We start from the raw sequence: 17,805 nt of genomic DNA, 5'->3' as shown, positions 1-17,805 counted from the left end.
TTTAATAGACGATTTCAAAAATCCCATGATTGGTTGAGATAAACGTTCCTGAAAGGTCTAAATCCCGACCATAGGCTTGATAATCAATATAGTTTTGAAGACTAGCTGGTACTTCGCCTAAAGCACCCGTTTCTTCAATGTAGTAGCGTGCCACGTCATACATATCATCACAATCGGAATGAATGATAATATCCTCTTGATGTTCGCTTAGTTCTTCAATGCTTGAAAAATGAGTGAGCAGAGCAGATAGCTCCGATTGTAATTCTTCGGGTAATTCCGATACCATTTCCCATAGTCGATTGAGTTCGCCAATGGAAGTGTATTCGTCAACCGTAAAGGGTAACTCGTAGTCATGAATGGCGTATTCCTCATATTCATCATTCAAGCCGATTTTCTCTTTGACTTCCTCAAAGTCAATGGGAAAGGTAAACCACGCACCGACCAATTCGCCCTCATTGTATTTGCCTAAATTCGCAATATAGACTTGCATATCGTCCATATATTCACGTCCTTTCTTTGTAGAGATTCAAAAATCCCTACCGCACTTCGTTTGGTGTACCATTCCTTTGCGGAACATAAGAAAACCACTTATATTCCACAAAAGAACGGTTTTATTTAAGCACCAATAATGCGATTGAATAGCTCTAGTAAAATGTCTTTTACTCCAGCAGCGTTGAAGACTAAGCCAACCGCAATAATCGCAATAATTAAAAAGCCAATCAGTTTGCTAAACTCACGCTTGAAGCCAAGATACAAGCCAATCACAACGATTGCTAAAAGCACCAGTGATTGAGCGTTTGATAGAAACCAGTTATAAAGGTTTTGTCCAAAATTCATAAAAATGTTCTCCTCTCTATATTCAATGAATTTGTATTTGAGTTATTTTTTTGTTGTTATCACGTCCTGTTCTTTTACTGACTGTTGCTTCAAAATCTGCTTGTGTCGGTCTGTCAGTTTCGCATGGTCGAGAATGTCTTTTACAACCTGCGTCTGGTTGATTTCATCAAGTTTAATCGCAACCTTTAAGGTCGGGGCAACTTGATGAGATAGCCAGTTCAGCGTCCTTTGGAAGGAGTAAGGCTCTGGTTTTGTGGTTAGTTTTAATCGTTCACGATTGTTCCCAATAAACCAAGCCCATTCTTCATTCAGTTTCCAATCAGAACGAGGTTTGGAATCGTCTTTATCTACAAAACGGATATACCGATTGATAATTTTAAAGGCGGTATGCTCTGGATTGTCATAGACGAGTAAATCACGGACTGCATAATAGGCACGCTCATTTTTCAATCGAATCTCAAAACGGTTTTTTACTTCTGCGTCTTCAATGGGAATATCATTTTTCTTGTACTGCTCGTAGTCCTTTTCATAGATACAGAAATAAACTTCACTTTGTAATGAACCGATATAGAGGGTGTTTCCCATACATTCCTTTTCCTCTTTGCGTACCAGTTCGCCACTGCGATAGCTTTTAAAACTGCGGAAGACGGAGATACATTCTTCCTGTTGGCACTTTTCAGTGAGTACAGGGATATTTAAAATCCCTGTCTTATCGTTAATGGCAAGGTCAAGGCGTTTCATCACACCGCCAGCCACCAAAACGTCCATAAAGAACTCATACCAGCTTCTTTGTTGTGCCAGAAGATAGCTTTCAAATTGTCTGCACCCACGACCTTTCAATTCCACCAGAACTCCTTTGTCCAGTTCATGGGAGCAAAGGACGAATATGTCGCCTAAAGCATAATGCTCTGAATAAGAATAGAAACCATAGTCCTCATGAAGAAAATAGGACAGTTTCAGTTGTAAGATGTTTTCGACCACCTGCTGTACGTCTGTTGTCGGAAAGCGAATTCTTACATAATCAAACAGCATTTCAAGGGGAGCGTCGGGATTGAAGCGTTCCAGAGCTTCCCAAAGGGACTGCTGTAAATCCTCTGATGGCTTGACTTTTCCTGTTTCAATATCGCTTAGATACTGCCTTGTAATACCAGTCGCAACAGCTAAACGGTTTTGAGATAGTCCATAAGCCAAGCGTTTTTCTTTTAAATGCTGTAACCAAGTTTGTTCATTCAGTAAAAATCCCTCCAATCAAAAAGGCGTATGTCAACTTTTAAAGCCCATTTGACATACGCTGAAATTTTGTAAATCCCTTGTAACCAAAGGATTTTCTAATGTTTTTTTGACTGTTTCCTGTCGATTTGTACCCCCCTGTTAGATACGGGGGGTTAAGTGCTGGCGTGGCTATTGCCACACCAGCCAGCAAGATCAGTCCACACCTGCGACTTCCGCTTCGCACGTCGCCTGCGTGGACTGTCTGCTGTTGGATAACTTTTTAATTTCCTCCAAGAAATCATATCCTTTTGGTACAAGGGGAGTATAAAACTCTGATATGACACTTGTTCCTACATCAACATAGCCACGACCTTTGATTCGCTTTAAGAAGAAATCCTTTTGTACGTCACTGCCAAACATCATGCCATAGCCCATTTCAGACATACGACCTAAAGCCACTCTGAAATTAAACTGATCACGGATTCCGTCGCCTAAATATTTTGCGTCTGGACGTTGACAAGCCAGTATTAGAAAGAAGCCAGCTTGACGACCTAACATGACAATCTGTTTCAGCTTATTCATAACTGCGGTGTTTTCTTTTGTTCCCAGCATTTCCATGAAAGCGACGTATTCATCAAAGATTAAGAAGTGTGCCGGGAGACCTAAGTAAGCATAATTTTTGCCAGTCTTATAGTTCTTCATCTGCTTCATTTCCTCACTACGTTTCATCATTTCTTCATAGAATGTTTCAATGCAAGAAAGCAAGTCTTCTTTTCTATAGTAGACATTTGCCATCACAGAACCTAAGTCCGCAAGATCAGCATTTTTCGGGTCAAGAATATACAGTTTTGAATCTGTATGAAGCAAGGCTTCAATCAGTGTCAGTATAAAGTAAGTTTTACCGCCACCTGTACCACCAGCAATCAACATATGAGGGAGCTTATCATATTCCCACCATACGTTTTTCATTAAGCGAAGTTTACCATCTTTAGCTTCTACTTCATCAATAGAAATACGACTGGCTATGGTGTCATAGAGCAAAGTATATTCCACATAGGAATCCTTTAACTCTTTATCCGTCAGCTCACAGTACAAGCCACTCTCTAATTTCTTTTCCAAGTGTAAGAGTTGGTCTTGATATTTTCCCAGCGTGATTTCCACCCGTATCTGTATCAAGCCATTTTTAAGTCGATAATACATTTTAGGGAAGTAGGTTATCTTTTCCTTTGTACGACCAGCACTATCTTTAAAGAAACCCTCTGTTTTGACCTGTTCAGATTCATACCACTTGTTTTCAAGTATCATCTTTGCCAGTTTTTGACGGTGGTAAAGTTGTTTAACCGTATCATAGCGAACCCGTTTGAATACAAACGCTACCAGCAAGCAGATAAGAATTGCGACACTGAAACTGATAATTAAATAGGGAATGTCAATCTTATCTGCTTGTGATAGGTTAAAATCCTGCCAGTTGATCTGCTGGATTGTCTTCACATGAAACAGTCCGACAACCAGCAGGAAAACAGGCAGGAGTGACGCTATCGTAAAATGAAAGACTAAATCTTTACCAGATGGGCGAATCCTTTTACCACGCTGTTTCATGCGAAAAAGTCTCCTTTCTACCTAGCGACTATTTGTCTTGTGTCGGTTCTTTCTTTGCTTGTGGTTGAGCTTTGAATGAACTAGAATCCTTTGTCAGCACAATATCGTCTGCCTTGATATACCAGTCAACATCTGCTCCTTGATAGGTGGCAGTAGCAACGGTGTCCGCAATGGGATTGATAAGTTCCACCCGTGCGTTATAATCAAACTCTTTCAAAGGCACGCTGGCAGGAATACTTACTTGAATCATGCGTCCTTGTCCTTTGGATTTTAAGTCATAGGTACGTTCCTTGATTTCATCTGAAACCGACCCGTCTTCATTTTGGATTCTCACTTCACGACGTAGAGCAGAGAATTTCAATTCTCCAAAAGTCGTGTCTTTATCTAATACAATGCCATTTGCTAATCTCATCATTTTTCCTCTCTTTCTTTATTCTTTTATCATGTCGTCAGCATGTAAAAGGTAATTTGTAAAACCACGAGTGCCGATTTTGTAGCCCTCTGCGGTAATACGTGGATTGACTAACTTCACACGTTCCTCAAAGCCGAAATGTTTTTCGCCAGCTTCAGCAGGAAGCACCACCACAATATCATCTGCTCTTTGAACATCAGAATAGAGATTATAGCTTCTTGATAAGACAGTTAGCCGTCCGTTGATTCTTCGCTGAACGACTTTATCCTCGCCAGCAAATTCTAAATTGCCGAATGTTTTTTCCATGTTGGGAATCACAAATTTAAGTTCCATATTTTTACCTATCCTTTCTTTTTTATTGGCTGAATGAATGTTTGATGGTCTTAAAGAGTGGGGAACGACCTTTTGATTCTTGATTTTTTGTTTTCATAAGTTCACTTCCTTTCAAAATCGGGTAAAAAAATAGACACCTCATTTTTTGAAGTGTCTACCTATTAAATATTCAAATTTTATTGGAAGTATCTTTATATCTTCACTTTTCAAGGATAAATCGTCGTATCAAAGCTCATTCATAAGTAGTAAATTAGTAGTAAATTGAGTGGTTTTGACCTTGATAAAGTGTGATAAGTCCAGTTTTTATGCGGATAACTAGATTTTTATGCTATTTTTCGCTTTAAAAATAGTATCATAATACCCTTTAGCAATCATATAAATGATTTTAAGATAAGCTTGAGATTCTGGCAATTCTCGTTTTTCAATCTGAAAAACAAAATAGTCTGCTTTTAATTTATCCTTTTCCTCTATCGCTTTAAAAAGTCCATTCATCAAAATGGTATCGATACCGACTTTGTTACTAGGTAAAGAGCCTAATAAATCCGTCTTTTGTAACATCTCCCTAGAATATTTAAAATAGAGGGGCAGAGGAAACAAAGTAGAAATCGTTGAAAATAGTTCCAATTCATAATTTCCCCAGATATCAATAGTAAAAAAATAGTCATAGAGAAAAGTCAGTTCTTCATCCGTTGCCCTTATTTTTGAATCAAAAAACACAAGAAGGCTTTTGATACGAATCATTTGTAAAAGATAGCTTGTTTCACCACTTGATCTATACTTTTGAGTCGTCTCTTCATACAAGGCGTGGAGAGAATCAATCCCTTCTCTATCATATAAATCCCAAAGATTTTCTTGAAAAGCCAAAGCCTTTTTCTGAGAAAAACCACGTACCAAGTACATAAATTCATTCAAATCAGAGTGTATGTTATCTAAGGCAGTAATCAATTTCATAGACGATAGGTCTGCTTCTCCACGCTCAAATTTGCTCAGCATGGAATAAGTAAACTCTCCTCCCGTCGCCTCCTGTAGAGATACATTCCGACTCTTTCTCAATTCTTTAAAAACTTCTCCCAGATTTTGCATATTGACTCCCCACAATTCTCAACTCTCTTACTCATAAAAGTAACGGTTGATAGCAATCAGTACAGAAAATTTCAAGTCTTAACTATAACGACAACTCCTATGAATGATGTACAGATTGCCTAGATCTTTTTTATTTATGGCTCAATTTCTTAGTCAAGAAATCTCCCAAGAATTGGATTGTAAAGATAATCAAAATGATAATGATGGTTGCCAAGATGGTCACATCGTGATTGTAGCGGTTAAATCCATAAGCGATGGCTACGTTACCGATACCACCAGCTCCAACCGCACCAGCCATAGCTGTTTCCCCAACAAGGGAAATCAAGGTCACAGTCGTCACGCGAATCAAATCTGGAAGACCTTCTGATAGGTAAACACCCACGATGTCCCAGAAAGTCGCTCCGCTCGCTTGAGCCGCCTCAATGACACCACCATCTAGCTCAGCCAAGACAACCTGCACTTGACGGGCAAAGAAGGCAAAGACTGCAAAAGATAGCGGTACGATAGCCGCATTTGGACCAATGCTTGTTCCTACGATTAGATGAGAGAAGGGTGACAAGACTGCCAAGAGAATGATGAAAGGAACCGCACGGAAAATAGAGGTAATCTTATCTAAAATCCAGAAGACGACCTTATTTTCCAAGACCCCACCTGGAGCTGTCAAGACAAGGAAAAGGCCTGCCACTAGCCCCAAGAAACCTCCGATGATAAAGGACAGAACTGTCATATAAAGAGTTAGGTAGATGGCTGTTCCCCAGCCTGCTTGGCCAGCCCAACCCATTTTATAGACATTTGGTAAATAGGTTTGAATCAATGATTCCATCTTACTGTCCTCCCTTCAATACTTTTAGTTGTACGCCTGCTTGACGAATGGCTTCTTGAGCACCTGCTAGCGCTGCTTTTTCACCTGACAAAACCACCACCAATTCTCCAACAGGAGTACCATCGAGGATTTCGATATTCCCATAGAGAATATTAGCCGTTACTTGGTAACGCTTGTACAATTCATTCAAAAGCGGCTCGTCTGTTGAAGCACCTGCATACTTGAGTTGCACCAAAAGGCTGTTTTCAGACAAGTGTTCCACAATTTCTTGTTTCTCGATTTTGACCATGGCTTCGTCAATACCTGTAGCTGTTGAGATAAAGTCTTGAGTTAAAGGTTGTTTAGGGTCTGAGAAGATTTCAAGCACACTACCCTCTTCAATCAAATGCCCGTCCTGCATAACCGCCACACGGTTGGCAATATCTTTGACAATCTGCATTTCATGCGTAATCAAGACAACAGTCAAGCCTAATTTTTGGTTCAAATCTTGCAACAAAGCCAAAATCTGCTTGGTTGTCTTAGGGTCAAGGGCAGACGTTGACTCATCTGAAATCAAGATTTTTGGGTCATTTGCCAAGGCACGCGCAATGGCCACACGCTGTTTTTGCCCTCCAGATAATTGTGAAGGGTAGTTTTCAGCACGGTCTGCCAAGCCAACCAAGTCCAACAACTTAGCTACTTTAGCCTTCTTTTCTTCCTTGCTGAGTCCAGAGTGTTTGAGGGCAAAGGCTACATTCTCCTCTGCTGTCTTTTGGCTCATCAGGTTAAAATGCTGGAAAATCATCCCGATATCTTGACGTTTACGACGCAACTGCTCGGCCGTCAAGATCACCTTATCATCAAAAATCACATCGTCGTCAATGGTAATTTTTCCTGCAGATGGTTTTTGCAAGAGGTTAATCACCCGTACAAGGGTTGATTTCCCTGCTCCAGAATATCCAACGATTCCGTAGATATCCCCTTCTTGGATATGAATGGTCACATCCTTGACCGCTGTGATAGTTCTCTTCTTTTGGTGAAAAGTCACATCGATCTGATCTAACTTGATAATATCTCTACTCATAGCTTCTAATCAGCTCCTCTACTAATTCAATATGGGTGTAATAATCGGCGATTCGCACATTTTCATCTCCACCGTGATCTCGGCTATTAGCGTTTCCTAGACCGAAGGCCACCATTGGTACCTCTAGGGCATCAAAGACCGTATGCATAGGCCCTGTCCCAGCTGTAGTCGGCAAGACTGAAACGCCCTGTGGATAGAATTTCTTGGCCAACTCGATTACATTGAGAATGGCTGGCGCGCTCATATCGCTTCGATAGCTCATCTCTCCCAAGGTATAGTATAATTCTACCTTATCAAAGCCATTTTTGTCTAGCTGTTTCCGAATTTTTTCCAGAACATCATGCGGTTCTAAGCCCGGAACCAGACGAACCTCTAGCTTGGCACTGGCTTCTGCTGGCAAAATCGTTTTAACTCCTTGTCCTTGATAACCTGACTGAATCCCTTCGATATTAAGGGCTGGCTCGAAAAAGAAACGTTTTAGAAAGGCCATCCGCTCCTCCTGTAAGAGAGGCAACTCCAAGCCATAAATCCGACTGACTTCCCCTGGATTGCGTTGAGCGTAAGTGTCCACCAAGGACATTTCTCGTTCATTTGGCTCTTGTACTTCTTCGTACAAACCTTCAACCAAGATACGGCCATCCGCAGCACGAAGAGACTGTAAGGCTTGGAGGAGATACCAAGGAGCTGATTCCACAACCCCACCATAACTCGAGTGGATATCCACATCAGCACTTTTCACCTTGGCATCAAAGGTCACAATCCCCTTATTTCCACCAGAAATTTCCAGCTGTTCCAAGGCATTTTTGGTTCCTTGTTCCCAGACCAACAAATCCGCCCCACGGAGTTTATCCGCATGCTTTTCCAAATACTTATCCAGGTCTGTCGAAGCCGATTCCTCCGCTCCCTCCATGATAAAACTGATATTGACAGGCAGGTCATCGTGGTGCTGCATGTATTTTCTCAAAGCACTCAAACGAGCTGTGATATGACCCTTGTCGTCATCAACCCCACGTCCATACATGAAACCATTGCGCACCGAAAGCGTAAAGGGATCCTCTGTCCAGACCTGATCTCCGTCCGCTGGCACAGTGTCATAGTGGTTATAGAAAATCAGGGTCTTGGCATCTGGACGTGAACTCTTGAAATGCGCCATGACAAAAGGCGCCGTGTAAGTCTCATCAATCTCCACTTCAGCCCCCACACGCTTGAAAATCTCACCCAGATAGTTTGCGACTTCCTTAAGTCCAACCTGCTGGGCAAAGACCGACTTCTTAGAAATCAAGGTACGCAAAACCTCAAAATAATGCTGGGCTACATGATCCTTTTCAAATTTTTCAATCTGTTCTTGTTCACTAGGAAAAACCATATTCTCTCTACCTTTCTATGAAACTATAGTCTTCTTTACAATCCATGCTCTATACAAAAGCAAGAGGTGGAATTCTCTCTCCCACCTCCCTGTTTCTTATTACCAAACTGGTTGATCCAAACCGTCTGATGTTTCTTCGATAACTTTTTTCACTTCATCTGTATGGTAAGCTGCGATCACTTTCTTGATAGCATCAGCTTTTGGTGATGTTTCCCAATCTTTTTTCGCAACGATGATGTTGTACCATTGTTTTGAATTTTCATCAGCTTGTTCTTTGAAAAGTGCTTTCTTGTAGTCCAATTTTGCTTCTGTAACGAAGGTATTGTTTACAACAGCAGCGTCAACTGATGACAATGAACGAGCTGTTTGGCTAGCATCCAATTCAGTGATTTTCAAGTTCTTTGGATTTTCTTTGATGTTAGCAACTGTTGCAAGAGCAGTTCCTGAAACGTCCAATTTAATCAAGCCAGCTGATTGAAGCAAGTAAAGCGCACGGCTTTCGTTTGTAGCATCGTTCGGTACAGCGATTTCTCCGTTTGCTGGGATGTCTTCTACTTTAGTGTACTTGTTGTCACTTCCATTCAAACCTGAGTAAAGGCGGATTGGAGAGATGTAAGTATCAGCAATCGCTACAAGGTCTTTCCCGTTTTCTTTGTTCCAGTTGTTCAAGAAGTTATAGTGTTGGAAAGCGTTCAAGTCTACTTCGCCATCAGCAGTTGCCTTGTTTGGTTGTGAGTAGTCTGTGAACTCTGTAAATTCCAAAGTGATTCCGTCTTTCTTAACCAATTCTTGAACTTTATCCCAACGAGCTTCTTCAGAACCGCTACGGTTGACAGTTGCGATTTTGATAGTTGTTGCATTGTCTGCTTTCTTTTCTGAGTTTCCGCAAGCTGCAAGAGCCAAACCTGCGACTGTAGCAAGGGCTGCTAGGCCAAGCCATTTTTTGATTTTCATGATTCTTTCTCCTTAAAAATAATACCGTACTAGTATCTCATACTTTGTTTTATTTCACAAATTGTTATTAGATAGTCAGATATATAGTTTAAAACTATATATCTGAGAACTGAGAAATCACCCATCTTATTCAGAATGGATGATTTCAAGAAATTATTTAATATCAGCCTCTGCTGGTAGGTAAGTGTCTCCGAAGAATTGTTTAGACAATTTTTCAAGCGTTCCGTCTTTGTAGAGTTCTTTGATGCGTTTGTCTACAAATGATTTCAACTCATCTTGACCTTGAGCAAGAAGTGGGTAAACGTACGGTTGTTGGTCACTTGGAAGTTCAATGACTTTCAAGTTATCCAAACCTTGGTTCTTGATCACTGTTTCAACACCGATTTTATCAAAAATCTTATAGTCAAATTGGCCATCGCTCAAACGTACCATGATTTGTTGGAAGTCTGCCTTAGTATAGTTAAGGATAGTTGGGTTATCCGGGTGTTCAGCGTTGTATGCTTCTAACTGCTTAGCTGATGTAGTGGCTTGAACGACTTCCGTCGATTTTCCACCGATATCAGCGAGAGACTTGATACTAGAGTCATCTTTCTTCACTACAAGGACATTAGGGTTTTGGGCAATTGGTGCGGCATAAAGGTATTTCTCCGCACGTTCTTTAGTGTAGCTAAGATTGTTGACAGCCATATTGTAACGGTCAGCGTCAAGACCTGCAAAGACACCTGACCATTCTGTCTTTTCAAACTTGACATCATATTTGTCAGAATCTTTAAAGATAGCGCGAACGACTTCAATCTCGTAACCAGTCAATTCGCCATTTTCTTCATAGATAAATGGCTTTGGTGATCCATTGGTTGCAACGATGATTTCTTTCTTGCTAGCTGCTTCTCCTTCTTTCTTAGCACCACCTGAGCAAGCTGCTAACACACCTGCAGCAACAAGAGCAAGGGCCGCAAGAGATGAGTATTTAACGATTTTTTTCATGTCATTTCCTCCAAAATAGAATACCTTATAATCTTAACAGAAAAAGACCATTTACGCCATTATATGATATCTATCTCTGTGATAAGTTTTCTTTATGGCTGATTTATACTCAATGAAAATCAAAGAGCAAACTAGAAAGCTAGCCACAGGTTGCTCAAAACACTGTTTTGAGGTTGGAGATAAGACTGACGAAGTCAGTTACATATACCTACGGAAAGGCAAAGCTGACGTGGTTTGAAGAGATTTTCGGAGAGTATTAAAAGACCAAACGCAAGACGGCAATCAAGACCACTCCAAAGAGAACTGTTCCGACTAGATTGCGGTAGCGAAAGGCTACCCAAGCTGTTGGAAAGACGGCTAAGAAGTCCAGCCATTTGATTTGAGGCAAACTTCCAACCTTACCTGCCACTACGCTTGAAAGAATCAAGGCAAAAATAATAGAGACGGGCAAGAACTTCAAAAAACGCTCAACGATCGCAGGCAAGCCCTTATACTTGACCAAGATGAAGGGAATCATACGGGGAATCCAGGTCACAAGACCAGAGAAAATAACTGCTAATAAAAGATACTTACTGACCATCTAAAACCACCCCCATGCTACAACCAAGTAGCGTCGCAAAGAGAACAGCTAGCGACTGAGACACCACTGTCAAGAGTAAAAAGAAGGACACCGCAACAACTGCTAGGATAATGAGCAGATTGCGGACAGGAATCCGTCTTTGCATAATCTGAAATTGCGAAGCAAAAATACCGATAAACATCCCAACTAGGGCAAAATCTAAACCAAAGATTTCTGGATTTGGTAACAGACCACCCAGAGCCGTTCCGACTACTGTCCCCACAAACCAAGCCACATAGCTGTTGAGATTGTTTCCGTGCATCCACATAGGATTGACCTTGTCTGTATGGGCCAATTCTCCCATCAAAACACCATAGGTCTCATCTGTCAAGATACTAGACATACCGATATTGTGCCAAAGACTGGTATGACGAAAATAGGTCGACGCATGCAAACTCAACAAAAAGAGACGCAAATTGATTAGAAAAACCGTCATAGCAATAGCTGCCACAGGAGCTTGAACCGCAATCAGTGCCAACATGGCAAACTGGGCACTCCCAGCATAAACAAAGAGGCTCATCAAGGCCATCTCTACAGGTGTCACATAGGGCGCACCAATAATCCCACAGGCCAGGCCGATACTGACATAACCAAGGGCCGTTGGCATGGCTGCCTGCGCCCCCTCCCAAAATCCTTTTTCTTTCATCTTTCTCCTCATATTGTCTTAATAAATGGGCTGAAAAGGCTCCAGCCACAGCATGGACTATTATAACACATTCAGGAAAGAGAAAAAAGTCTGCTGATTTTGACCATCATAAAAAGACTGGCAATCCAGTCTCAAACATATATTAAACAAATTCTCCGCTAAATACTTTCACGGATATTCAGAAGCATGACAAAGGCAACTAGAAGAAATAGCAATAAAACAAAGCTAACTGCCAGAGTTCCAAAGCTAGTAGCAATGGTTACCAAAGCTATTGTAAATAAGCTAGGTAAAACAACCGTAATAGCACCGATAGAAGATTGAACTGCTCCCATTGACTCCTCAGGTATTTGTTTAAAGACGAGTTCTTGCAATCTAGGAGAGAGAACACCTGCGAAAAAGGCATCCAAGGTACTAAAGATGAGAATCCAGTCAAAACGAACTGTGGCAAATCCTACTAGAAGAAGCAACTGGATGACGAGTGAGGCATAGAGAGCTGTTTTTATAGAAATCATATTTTTCAGATAGCCACTTACAAGGCTTCCGACAATCAGGGCTGACAGTTCAAAAGTGGATAGCAAGGCAAGAGATTGACCTGTTTGTAAATTCAAAAAGGGTTGATTCCTCAAAAATAGAGTAGAAACAGGAACTGTAACATTTATCACTGCTTGACTAATAGAAATAATAAACAAAACCAAGAGCACCTTATTCATATTCCATATCAATTTCGATGATTGGAGCAAATGCTGGCAAAAGGATTTTACAGAGAGTCCTTCTTGATAGCTAATCGTTTTTTCTACTTTCAAGAGGTCAGTTTTTATGAAAATGATACCTAAAAATGCGATTAAAAAGGTAAGAGCGTTCAGTAAGGAAATAAACTGGATAGATAGAATACCTAGTAAGACTCCTCCTAGAATATTACTGATTGTTTTCACTAAACTAACAGTTGATTGTTTAAACCCAATAGCTTCTGCCAAATGGTCTTGCCCAATAATTCTAATGAAAATCGGAGTAAGCATGGCGCCTGAAAAATAACTCAATGTGTCAGACAAGAGGTTAATCAGACAAATAAATGCTACTAGCAACAAGGAGAAAGACTGCCCTGAAAGTGATAAAGACACTATAGAGTAAAGCAAAAATTTTGCAAAACTAATAATTGTATATTTTAGGACACGATGATGTTGAAAATCCGCCAAAACTCCCAGAAAGATTTGTAGAACTTGGGGAAGAGTTTCTGAAATCGTGATGAGTAAAATCGCCAGAGGGGCAAAAGAGGCATCTGCCACATAATTCAAAAAGGCCAGATAAAAAATCGTATCCCCAACCGTTGAAATCCACTGGTTGACAGTTAATTGCCTAAAATCTCTATTTTGAAGAAATACTTTCATTATAACTCCTTTTTAAATTCCAGTTAGAATTTTTATTCCAAAACATCCTAATAAATCCTGTATGCCCAGTCTATCCCATATCATATAGATAGCCTACACAGCCTTTTTCACTGCACACCTCATCATGTCTTTAGCTACTAACCAGATCCTAGTGCAATAACATCAAAATCTGACCAATACCATTGTAGACTATGTGCAGTCCAATAGGCCAATAAATGGACTTGGTTACTCTAAACAAGACTGCAAATATGAGACCGCCACCCATATATACGAAAAAGTCTGTCAAGACCCAACCATGACTACTAATGTGCAAAATTCCAAATAATATAGCTGATCCAAGTACATCCAATCCCCATTTCTTCCCTTTTTCCAGAGCAGTCATCACTAATCCACGATAAATCATGTCTTCAAAAATGGGACCTGCAATCACAGGATAAAAAAAATACATCAAAAATGCCGTATCTCCTGTAAAAGTAGGAGTAGCATGTTGATAAGAAATTGCATTTCGAGTAGGTGGAAAAAGAGAAAAGGTAACCCTATTCCAAAGGAACAACAAAAGAAAAGCTAAGACACAATAAAACAAATAAGACCAGCGAAACTTCTTACTGTTAATTCCTTGCCATTTTCCTGACTTAACCATAGCAAAAAAAGCAATAAAAACGACAAGAAAATGCAACATCATATCCGACAAATAATAGCCAAAGTCAGATAGCCTAAGAGCAAAGTCGCTAGATAAAACCAGACCACTAAGGTACTGATAAGCAAGGACGAGTAGAATCGCTATAAAAAAATAGTATCTTGAAGTTATCTTTCCCATTTTATTTTCTCCTATATATGAAATAAAAATAGCCCCTACCCAAGAAAAAGGCAAGGGCTTTAAACATCAATAACGACGTCTAGTCTCAGGAGCTGGAGGAGCAAAGTTAAAGTAGTTTTGCCATAGACCGCCCATTCCACCAGATCCCAATGGAGGATATGACCTTCCTCCATAAACTGTCTCCAACTCAGCTTCTGTCAATTCCATTGTTTCTGCAAATTGTAAATTTAACATCTTTTACACTCCTTCAATTATCTTCATTTGTAAACCACTTCTGCGACCTAGGATTTGCTTCAAATGTTTTACAAGGACAGTATAACACGGAAATTGACTTATTTTAGAAAATCGCATATTTGATATTTTTTCTTATAGAAATTTCAGATTTGCGATTTTGGTAGATTTGATTATTTCCCTGGTATAATAAAGTTATTACTAACAAGGAGGGATATAATGATGAAAAAAAGAAAAATCCAACTGATACTCCTGCTTATTTCGGAGTGGGTTATCGTCTTCCCGTTTCTAATTAATCGATAAGTTCTTTGTATTGCTGAAAACGCAATTCGAAGAGGGCTAGCAATTGTGGATTTTCTAATACTTGCAGAGATTGGATAAAGTGTTCAATCTCTTTTTGATTGCTTCCTTTGGTTTGAAGAAAGACACTCATTTTCTTTAAAAATTGCCACGATACTTTCTCAAAAACATCGTACGGACGCAACATGCTCTCCAACTCGGCTTCGAAGATTGGGATGTATGAGAAAAGTTTTCGCTCCATGAGTTCTGATAAGATATTTAAGAGTCCTTGCTTCATATACAACCGATTATGTACCAACTCCTTAAATTCTTTAGACTTCTCAATTAAAGCGGTCGATAAAAAGATCAAATCTTGATTGCTCAAGAAGGGCATGGTATTGCAAAAGAGATAGAGTTCAAACCAGGTCCAAGACTCGATAGCATAGAGATAGCTGGTCAAAAATTCGCTATCCTCCTCTGTTAGCAGATAGCTCTTATTTAAGGAATGGATGGCATTTTTAATCACAATGGCATTCAAACGACGATAGGTCTCTGCCATCTGTTCTTGCTTGATTTTCTCCAATAGTTGCTCTAAGCCAGCGATATCTTGGTGGGCAAAGCGATCCACAACCTTTCGACCGATTCGCATATGTGGAGATTCTTGATAGTTGTTGAGCTTGTGCCCAAACTCATCAAAATTCATATTGATCCCTTGAATGGCTAATATGAGCTTATCAGCAGACAACATGGACTGCCCTAGCTCAAACTTGGACAACTGAGAAGCTGTTAGCCCGTCACAAGCCACATCTGACTGCTTGAGCTTTCTAGCCAGGCGCAGTTCCTTGTAAAATTCCCCCAATTCCATTTTTTCAATCATCCTACCACCTCCTAGCTTTTGCATATTATATCATTATTTGTGTTCATTTGTCAAAATATTCTGATAGTTAGAAAAAATAAAAAAGCCAGCCTTAAGCTGACTCTTTATTCTATGGTATCAAAAGCGAGGCTTGGTTTGGCATTGAGGTCCAAGTTTGCAAAGTTTTCTTTGTTCCACTCGCTGACACTGGCATAAGCAATCATACCTGCATTGTCTCCGCAGAGACGCAGAGGTGGAATGATGACATTGACATCTGTGATTTCAGTTGCTAGGCGTTCTCTGAGACCTTTATTGGCTGCCACGCCACCTGCCACGACAAGGGTTTTAACAGGGTATTTCTCCAAAGCCTTCTTGGTTTTAGCCATGAGAATATCCAGTACAGCTGCTTGGAAGGAAGCACACAAATCCTCTGTAGACAGACTTTCTCCCTTTTGCTCGGCATTGTGGTGAAGATTGATAAAGGCAGATTTCAAACCTGAGAATGAAAACTCCAGATTATCCTCCTTAATCATGGCACGAGGGAAATCATAAATATCCTGCCCCTGATGAGACAACTCGTCAATCTCACGACCTGCAGGATAGGTCAAGCCCATGACGCGGCCGACCTTATCATATGCCTCACCAACCGCGTCATCTCGTGTCTCCCCAACAATCTTGTAATCGCCAGCCTCAGAAACATAGACCAACTCTGTGTGCCCACCACTGACTAAAAGGGCTAGCAAGGGAAACTCCAAAGGCTCCACACTCTGAGCTGCCATGAGGTGCCCAGCCATGTGATTAACAGGAATCAGTGGAAGTCCGTGAGCCCAAGCAAAGGCCTTGGCAGCTGACAAACCAACTAGCAAGGCTCCGACCAAGCCTGGTCCGTAGGTAACCGCAACAGCTGTCACGTCCTCTTCGGTAATCCCTGCTTCTGCCAATGCCTCCTCGATACAGGCTGTAATGACCTCGACATGGTGACGACTGGCTACTTCGGGCACTACGCCACCAAAACGTTTGTGACTCTCAATTTGACTAGCAATGACATTGGACAAGAGCTCATCGTCGTTTTTCAAGACGGCGACACTGGTCTCATCACAGGATGTCTCAAATGCTAAAATATATCTATCCTTCATCTATTTCTCTCTTCATGATGATGGCGTCTTCGACTGGGTCATGGTAGTAGGCTTTTCGCTCAGCGATGACCGCCATTTTTTCTTTCTTGTAAAATGCTTGCGCTCGTTGATTTGACTTTCTGACTTCGAGGAAAATCTCCTTGTCTGTCGGCAATTGAGCAAACAAGGCTGACGCAATCCCCTGACCCTGATAGTCTCCTTTAACAGCGATTTGCAAGACTTCTGCCTCAAAGATATTTTCCTGCACAGCTAGAAATCCAATCACTTCTGCCCCATCATAGGCCAGAGCATACCAAGTCTGGTCTTGGAATAGGTCAGCTTGGATTTGTTCCAGCGTCCAAGGACTGACTGGGTAAACAGCTATCATAACAGCGTAGATGGCTTTAGCTAGATTAGGCTGCTGTTGGATTCGTTTGATTTCTATCATAGGCGTTTAATGTAAGACTCGCCAGACTCGGTATGGTTCTTGAGCCAGTTTTCCTCAGCCTCGACACGCTTGAGGTAGTTAGGCACAAAGTCGTGTAAGGAGTCTGCTTCCTTGTCCCAGGCCAAAAGAGCAAGATTGGCTGCATTAGGCAGGGTTTCTTTGAAATTAGTCCTTGGCAAGTGTTTTTGAATCTGCTCAACAAAGGGGACAACTTCTCCGACAAAGGTTACCTGACTAGCGCCCTTGATTAACTCAATCACTCGCTCAAAGGGTAAGTGCGCTTCTGGCATGACAGGTTTGGCATTTTCATAAAATCCTGCATAAACATTATTGCGACGCGCATCCATCAAGGGGACAAACAAACCTTCTTGTTGGTAGGGCACCAGAGCCAAGAGACTCGACATACCAACCAACTCGATGTTCAGGGTATGAGCTAAGGTCTTGGCAGTTGCTACCGCAATTCGCAAGCCTGTATAGCTACCTGGTCCTTCCGCCACCACGATTCGGTCTAAATCCTTGGGTGTCCAATCCAAACTTGCCATCAAAAAATCGATGGCAGGCATAAGGGTAATGCTGTGATTTTTCTTGATATTAATCGTCGTCTCGGCAAGAACCTGCTTGTCCTCTAAAATAGCCAGAGAAAGAGCCTTGCTAGACGTATCAAAAGCTAATACTTTCATAACACATTCCTATCTTTTTGTCTGCTTACTATTATACTACAAAAGCTGGCACATGGGAATTTT

22 protein-coding genes are annotated in these 17,805 nt (G+C 41.0%); 1 reads left to right on the top strand and 21 read right to left on the bottom strand.

The features are described from left to right. Position 1: 1 nt before the first annotated feature. The 12 genes from SPPN_RS01365 to SPPN_RS01310 all read right to left on the bottom strand — a co-directional run bounded on the left by SPPN_RS01365 (position 2) and on the right by SPPN_RS01310 (position 10,666). A complete protein-coding gene (locus SPPN_RS01365) occupies positions 2 to 499 on the bottom strand; it encodes an antirestriction protein ArdA (protein ID WP_000342539.1) in 498 nt (165 codons plus the stop codon). Between the two features lie 116 nt (positions 500 to 615). After that, positions 616 to 837, bottom strand: coding sequence for a hypothetical protein (locus SPPN_RS01360; RefSeq protein WP_001009056.1), 222 nt, complete (start codon positions 835 to 837; stop codon positions 616 to 618). Between the two features lie 42 nt (positions 838 to 879). Beyond that, a complete protein-coding gene (gene mobT / locus SPPN_RS01355; RefSeq protein WP_000398284.1) occupies positions 880 to 2,085 on the bottom strand; it encodes a MobT family relaxase in 1,206 nt (401 codons plus the stop codon). 177 nt (positions 2,086 to 2,262) lie between these two features. Further along, positions 2,263 to 3,648, bottom strand: a complete 1,386-nt coding sequence (locus tag SPPN_RS01350) for an FtsK/SpoIIIE domain-containing protein (RefSeq protein WP_000813488.1) — start codon at positions 3,646 to 3,648, stop codon at positions 2,263 to 2,265. A 28-nt stretch (positions 3,649 to 3,676) separates the two neighbouring features. Continuing rightward, a complete protein-coding gene (locus SPPN_RS01345) occupies positions 3,677 to 4,063 on the bottom strand; it encodes a YdcP family protein (RefSeq protein WP_000985015.1) in 387 nt (128 codons plus the stop codon). Between the two features lie 15 nt (positions 4,064 to 4,078). Further along, on the bottom strand, positions 4,079 to 4,393 hold the full coding sequence (locus SPPN_RS01340; protein WP_000420682.1) for a YdcP family protein: 315 nt from the start codon (positions 4,391 to 4,393) through the stop codon (positions 4,079 to 4,081). Between the two features lie 315 nt (positions 4,394 to 4,708). Then, complete coding sequence (locus SPPN_RS01335; protein ID WP_001180344.1) at positions 4,709 to 5,476, bottom strand: helix-turn-helix domain-containing protein; 768 nt, start codon at positions 5,474 to 5,476, stop codon at positions 4,709 to 4,711. A 130-nt stretch (positions 5,477 to 5,606) separates the two neighbouring features. Further along, positions 5,607 to 6,299, bottom strand: a complete 693-nt coding sequence (locus SPPN_RS01330) for a methionine ABC transporter permease (protein ID WP_000444649.1) — start codon at positions 6,297 to 6,299, stop codon at positions 5,607 to 5,609. A 1-nt stretch (position 6,300) separates the two neighbouring features. Continuing rightward, a complete protein-coding gene (locus SPPN_RS01325; protein WP_000085649.1) occupies positions 6,301 to 7,362 on the bottom strand; it encodes a methionine ABC transporter ATP-binding protein in 1,062 nt (353 codons plus the stop codon). After that, positions 7,355 to 8,728: a M20 family metallopeptidase gene (locus SPPN_RS01320; RefSeq protein WP_000231812.1), complete on the bottom strand. Its 1,374-nt coding sequence runs from the start codon at positions 8,726 to 8,728 to the stop codon at positions 7,355 to 7,357. The genes SPPN_RS01325 and SPPN_RS01320 overlap by 8 nt, the downstream gene beginning before the upstream one ends. A 99-nt stretch (positions 8,729 to 8,827) precedes the next feature. Then, complete coding sequence (locus tag SPPN_RS01315) at positions 8,828 to 9,682, bottom strand: MetQ/NlpA family ABC transporter substrate-binding protein (protein ID WP_000694496.1); 855 nt, start codon at positions 9,680 to 9,682, stop codon at positions 8,828 to 8,830. A 153-nt stretch (positions 9,683 to 9,835) separates the two neighbouring features. Continuing rightward, the gene (locus SPPN_RS01310; RefSeq protein ID WP_000724930.1) at positions 9,836 to 10,666 is read right to left on the bottom strand and encodes an amino acid ABC transporter substrate-binding protein; all 831 of its coding nucleotides are present in this window, start codon (positions 10,664 to 10,666) and stop codon (positions 9,836 to 9,838) included. Positions 10,667 to 10,778: 112 nt separating this feature from the next. On the opposite strand from SPPN_RS01310, the gene SPPN_RS14125 reads away from it, so the two are divergent. Then, positions 10,779 to 10,904, top strand: a complete 126-nt coding sequence (locus tag SPPN_RS14125) for a hypothetical protein (RefSeq protein WP_054394526.1) — start codon at positions 10,779 to 10,781, stop codon at positions 10,902 to 10,904. A gap of 18 nt (positions 10,905 to 10,922) precedes the next feature. Here the strand turns inward: SPPN_RS14125 and SPPN_RS01305 are convergent, their stop codons facing one another. The 9 genes from SPPN_RS01305 to tsaB all read right to left on the bottom strand — a co-directional run bounded on the left by SPPN_RS01305 (position 10,923) and on the right by tsaB (position 17,742). After that, on the bottom strand, positions 10,923 to 11,246 hold the full coding sequence (locus SPPN_RS01305) for an AzlD domain-containing protein (RefSeq protein ID WP_000253927.1): 324 nt from the start codon (positions 11,244 to 11,246) through the stop codon (positions 10,923 to 10,925). Continuing rightward, positions 11,236 to 11,931: an AzlC family ABC transporter permease gene (locus tag SPPN_RS01300; RefSeq protein WP_000659732.1), complete on the bottom strand. Its 696-nt coding sequence runs from the start codon at positions 11,929 to 11,931 to the stop codon at positions 11,236 to 11,238. Before SPPN_RS01300 ends, SPPN_RS01305 begins: the two co-directional genes overlap by 11 nt. Positions 11,932 to 12,089: 158 nt before the next feature. Further along, positions 12,090 to 13,316 (bottom strand): MFS transporter, encoded by a 1,227-nt coding sequence (locus SPPN_RS01295; RefSeq protein WP_000862438.1) that lies wholly within the window; start codon positions 13,314 to 13,316, stop codon positions 12,090 to 12,092. Positions 13,317 to 13,464: 148 nt separating this feature from the next. Then, positions 13,465 to 14,133, bottom strand: coding sequence for a CPBP family intramembrane glutamic endopeptidase (locus SPPN_RS01290; protein ID WP_000516539.1), 669 nt, complete (start codon positions 14,131 to 14,133; stop codon positions 13,465 to 13,467). 66 nt (positions 14,134 to 14,199) lie between these two features. Beyond that, positions 14,200 to 14,367 carry a hypothetical protein gene (locus SPPN_RS14280; RefSeq protein ID WP_014017185.1) on the bottom strand — a complete coding sequence of 56 codons (168 nt, stop codon included), beginning with the start codon at positions 14,365 to 14,367 and terminating at the stop codon, positions 14,200 to 14,202. A gap of 289 nt (positions 14,368 to 14,656) precedes the next feature. Next, a complete protein-coding gene (locus tag SPPN_RS01285) occupies positions 14,657 to 15,520 on the bottom strand; it encodes an XRE/MutR family transcriptional regulator (protein WP_000570718.1) in 864 nt (287 codons plus the stop codon). A gap of 104 nt (positions 15,521 to 15,624) precedes the next feature. Next, positions 15,625 to 16,635: a tRNA (adenosine(37)-N6)-threonylcarbamoyltransferase complex transferase subunit TsaD gene (tsaD, locus tag SPPN_RS01280; RefSeq protein WP_000655057.1), complete on the bottom strand. Its 1,011-nt coding sequence runs from the start codon at positions 16,633 to 16,635 to the stop codon at positions 15,625 to 15,627. Further along, positions 16,625 to 17,062 (bottom strand): ribosomal protein S18-alanine N-acetyltransferase, encoded by a 438-nt coding sequence (gene rimI, locus SPPN_RS01275; RefSeq protein WP_000569846.1) that lies wholly within the window; start codon positions 17,060 to 17,062, stop codon positions 16,625 to 16,627. Before rimI ends, tsaD begins: the two co-directional genes overlap by 11 nt. Beyond that, the gene (gene tsaB, locus SPPN_RS01270; RefSeq protein WP_000865700.1) at positions 17,059 to 17,742 is read right to left on the bottom strand and encodes a tRNA (adenosine(37)-N6)-threonylcarbamoyltransferase complex dimerization subunit type 1 TsaB; all 684 of its coding nucleotides are present in this window, start codon (positions 17,740 to 17,742) and stop codon (positions 17,059 to 17,061) included. Before tsaB ends, rimI begins: the two co-directional genes overlap by 4 nt. Positions 17,743 to 17,805: the final 63 nt, after the last annotated feature.

This window comes from Streptococcus pseudopneumoniae IS7493, from assembly GCF_000221985.1.
Classification (GTDB): Bacteria; Bacillota; Bacilli; order Lactobacillales; family Streptococcaceae; genus Streptococcus; species Streptococcus pseudopneumoniae.
Note: the sequence above shows the minus strand (reverse complement) of the source record. Positions and strands in the feature narration are given on the sequence as shown.

What these genes read in the sequence shown, in the direction of transcription:
- SPPN_RS01315 (WP_000694496.1), bottom strand. Translation starts at nt 9,682, where the DNA reads ATGAAAATCAAAAAATGGCTTGGCCTAGCAGCCCTTGCTACAGTCGCA.
- SPPN_RS01350 (WP_000813488.1), bottom strand. Translation starts at nt 3,648, where the DNA reads ATGAAACAGCGTGGTAAAAGGATTCGCCCATCTGGTAAAGATTTAGTC.
- SPPN_RS01310 (WP_000724930.1), bottom strand. Translation starts at nt 10,666, where the DNA reads ATGAAAAAAATCGTTAAATACTCATCTCTTGCGGCCCTTGCTCTTGTT.
- SPPN_RS01360 (WP_001009056.1), bottom strand. Translation starts at nt 837, where the DNA reads ATGAATTTTGGACAAAACCTTTATAACTGGTTTCTATCAAACGCTCAA.
- SPPN_RS01340 (WP_000420682.1), bottom strand. Translation starts at nt 4,393, where the DNA reads ATGGAACTTAAATTTGTGATTCCCAACATGGAAAAAACATTCGGCAAT.
- SPPN_RS01295 (WP_000862438.1), bottom strand. Translation starts at nt 13,316, where the DNA reads ATGAAAGTATTTCTTCAAAATAGAGATTTTAGGCAATTAACTGTCAAC.
- SPPN_RS01290 (WP_000516539.1), bottom strand. Translation starts at nt 14,133, where the DNA reads ATGGGAAAGATAACTTCAAGATACTATTTTTTTATAGCGATTCTACTC.
- tsaB (WP_000865700.1), bottom strand. Translation starts at nt 17,742, where the DNA reads ATGAAAGTATTAGCTTTTGATACGTCTAGCAAGGCTCTTTCTCTGGCT.
- SPPN_RS14280 (WP_014017185.1), bottom strand. Translation starts at nt 14,367, where the DNA reads ATGTTAAATTTACAATTTGCAGAAACAATGGAATTGACAGAAGCTGAG.
- tsaD (WP_000655057.1), bottom strand. Translation starts at nt 16,635, where the DNA reads ATGAAGGATAGATATATTTTAGCATTTGAGACATCCTGTGATGAGACC.
- SPPN_RS01300 (WP_000659732.1), bottom strand. Translation starts at nt 11,931, where the DNA reads ATGAAAGAAAAAGGATTTTGGGAGGGGGCGCAGGCAGCCATGCCAACG.
- rimI (WP_000569846.1), bottom strand. Translation starts at nt 17,062, where the DNA reads ATGATAGAAATCAAACGAATCCAACAGCAGCCTAATCTAGCTAAAGCC.
- SPPN_RS01330 (WP_000444649.1), bottom strand. Translation starts at nt 6,299, where the DNA reads ATGGAATCATTGATTCAAACCTATTTACCAAATGTCTATAAAATGGGT.
- SPPN_RS01365 (WP_000342539.1), bottom strand. Translation starts at nt 499, where the DNA reads ATGGACGATATGCAAGTCTATATTGCGAATTTAGGCAAATACAATGAG.
- SPPN_RS01305 (WP_000253927.1), bottom strand. Translation starts at nt 11,246, where the DNA reads ATGGTCAGTAAGTATCTTTTATTAGCAGTTATTTTCTCTGGTCTTGTG.
- SPPN_RS01345 (WP_000985015.1), bottom strand. Translation starts at nt 4,063, where the DNA reads ATGATGAGATTAGCAAATGGCATTGTATTAGATAAAGACACGACTTTT.
- SPPN_RS01325 (WP_000085649.1), bottom strand. Translation starts at nt 7,362, where the DNA reads ATGAGTAGAGATATTATCAAGTTAGATCAGATCGATGTGACTTTTCAC.
- SPPN_RS14125 (WP_054394526.1), top strand. Translation starts at nt 10,779, where the DNA reads ATGAAAATCAAAGAGCAAACTAGAAAGCTAGCCACAGGTTGCTCAAAA.
- SPPN_RS01335 (WP_001180344.1), bottom strand. Translation starts at nt 5,476, where the DNA reads ATGCAAAATCTGGGAGAAGTTTTTAAAGAATTGAGAAAGAGTCGGAAT.
- SPPN_RS01285 (WP_000570718.1), bottom strand. Translation starts at nt 15,520, where the DNA reads ATGATTGAAAAAATGGAATTGGGGGAATTTTACAAGGAACTGCGCCTG.
- SPPN_RS01320 (WP_000231812.1), bottom strand. Translation starts at nt 8,728, where the DNA reads ATGGTTTTTCCTAGTGAACAAGAACAGATTGAAAAATTTGAAAAGGAT.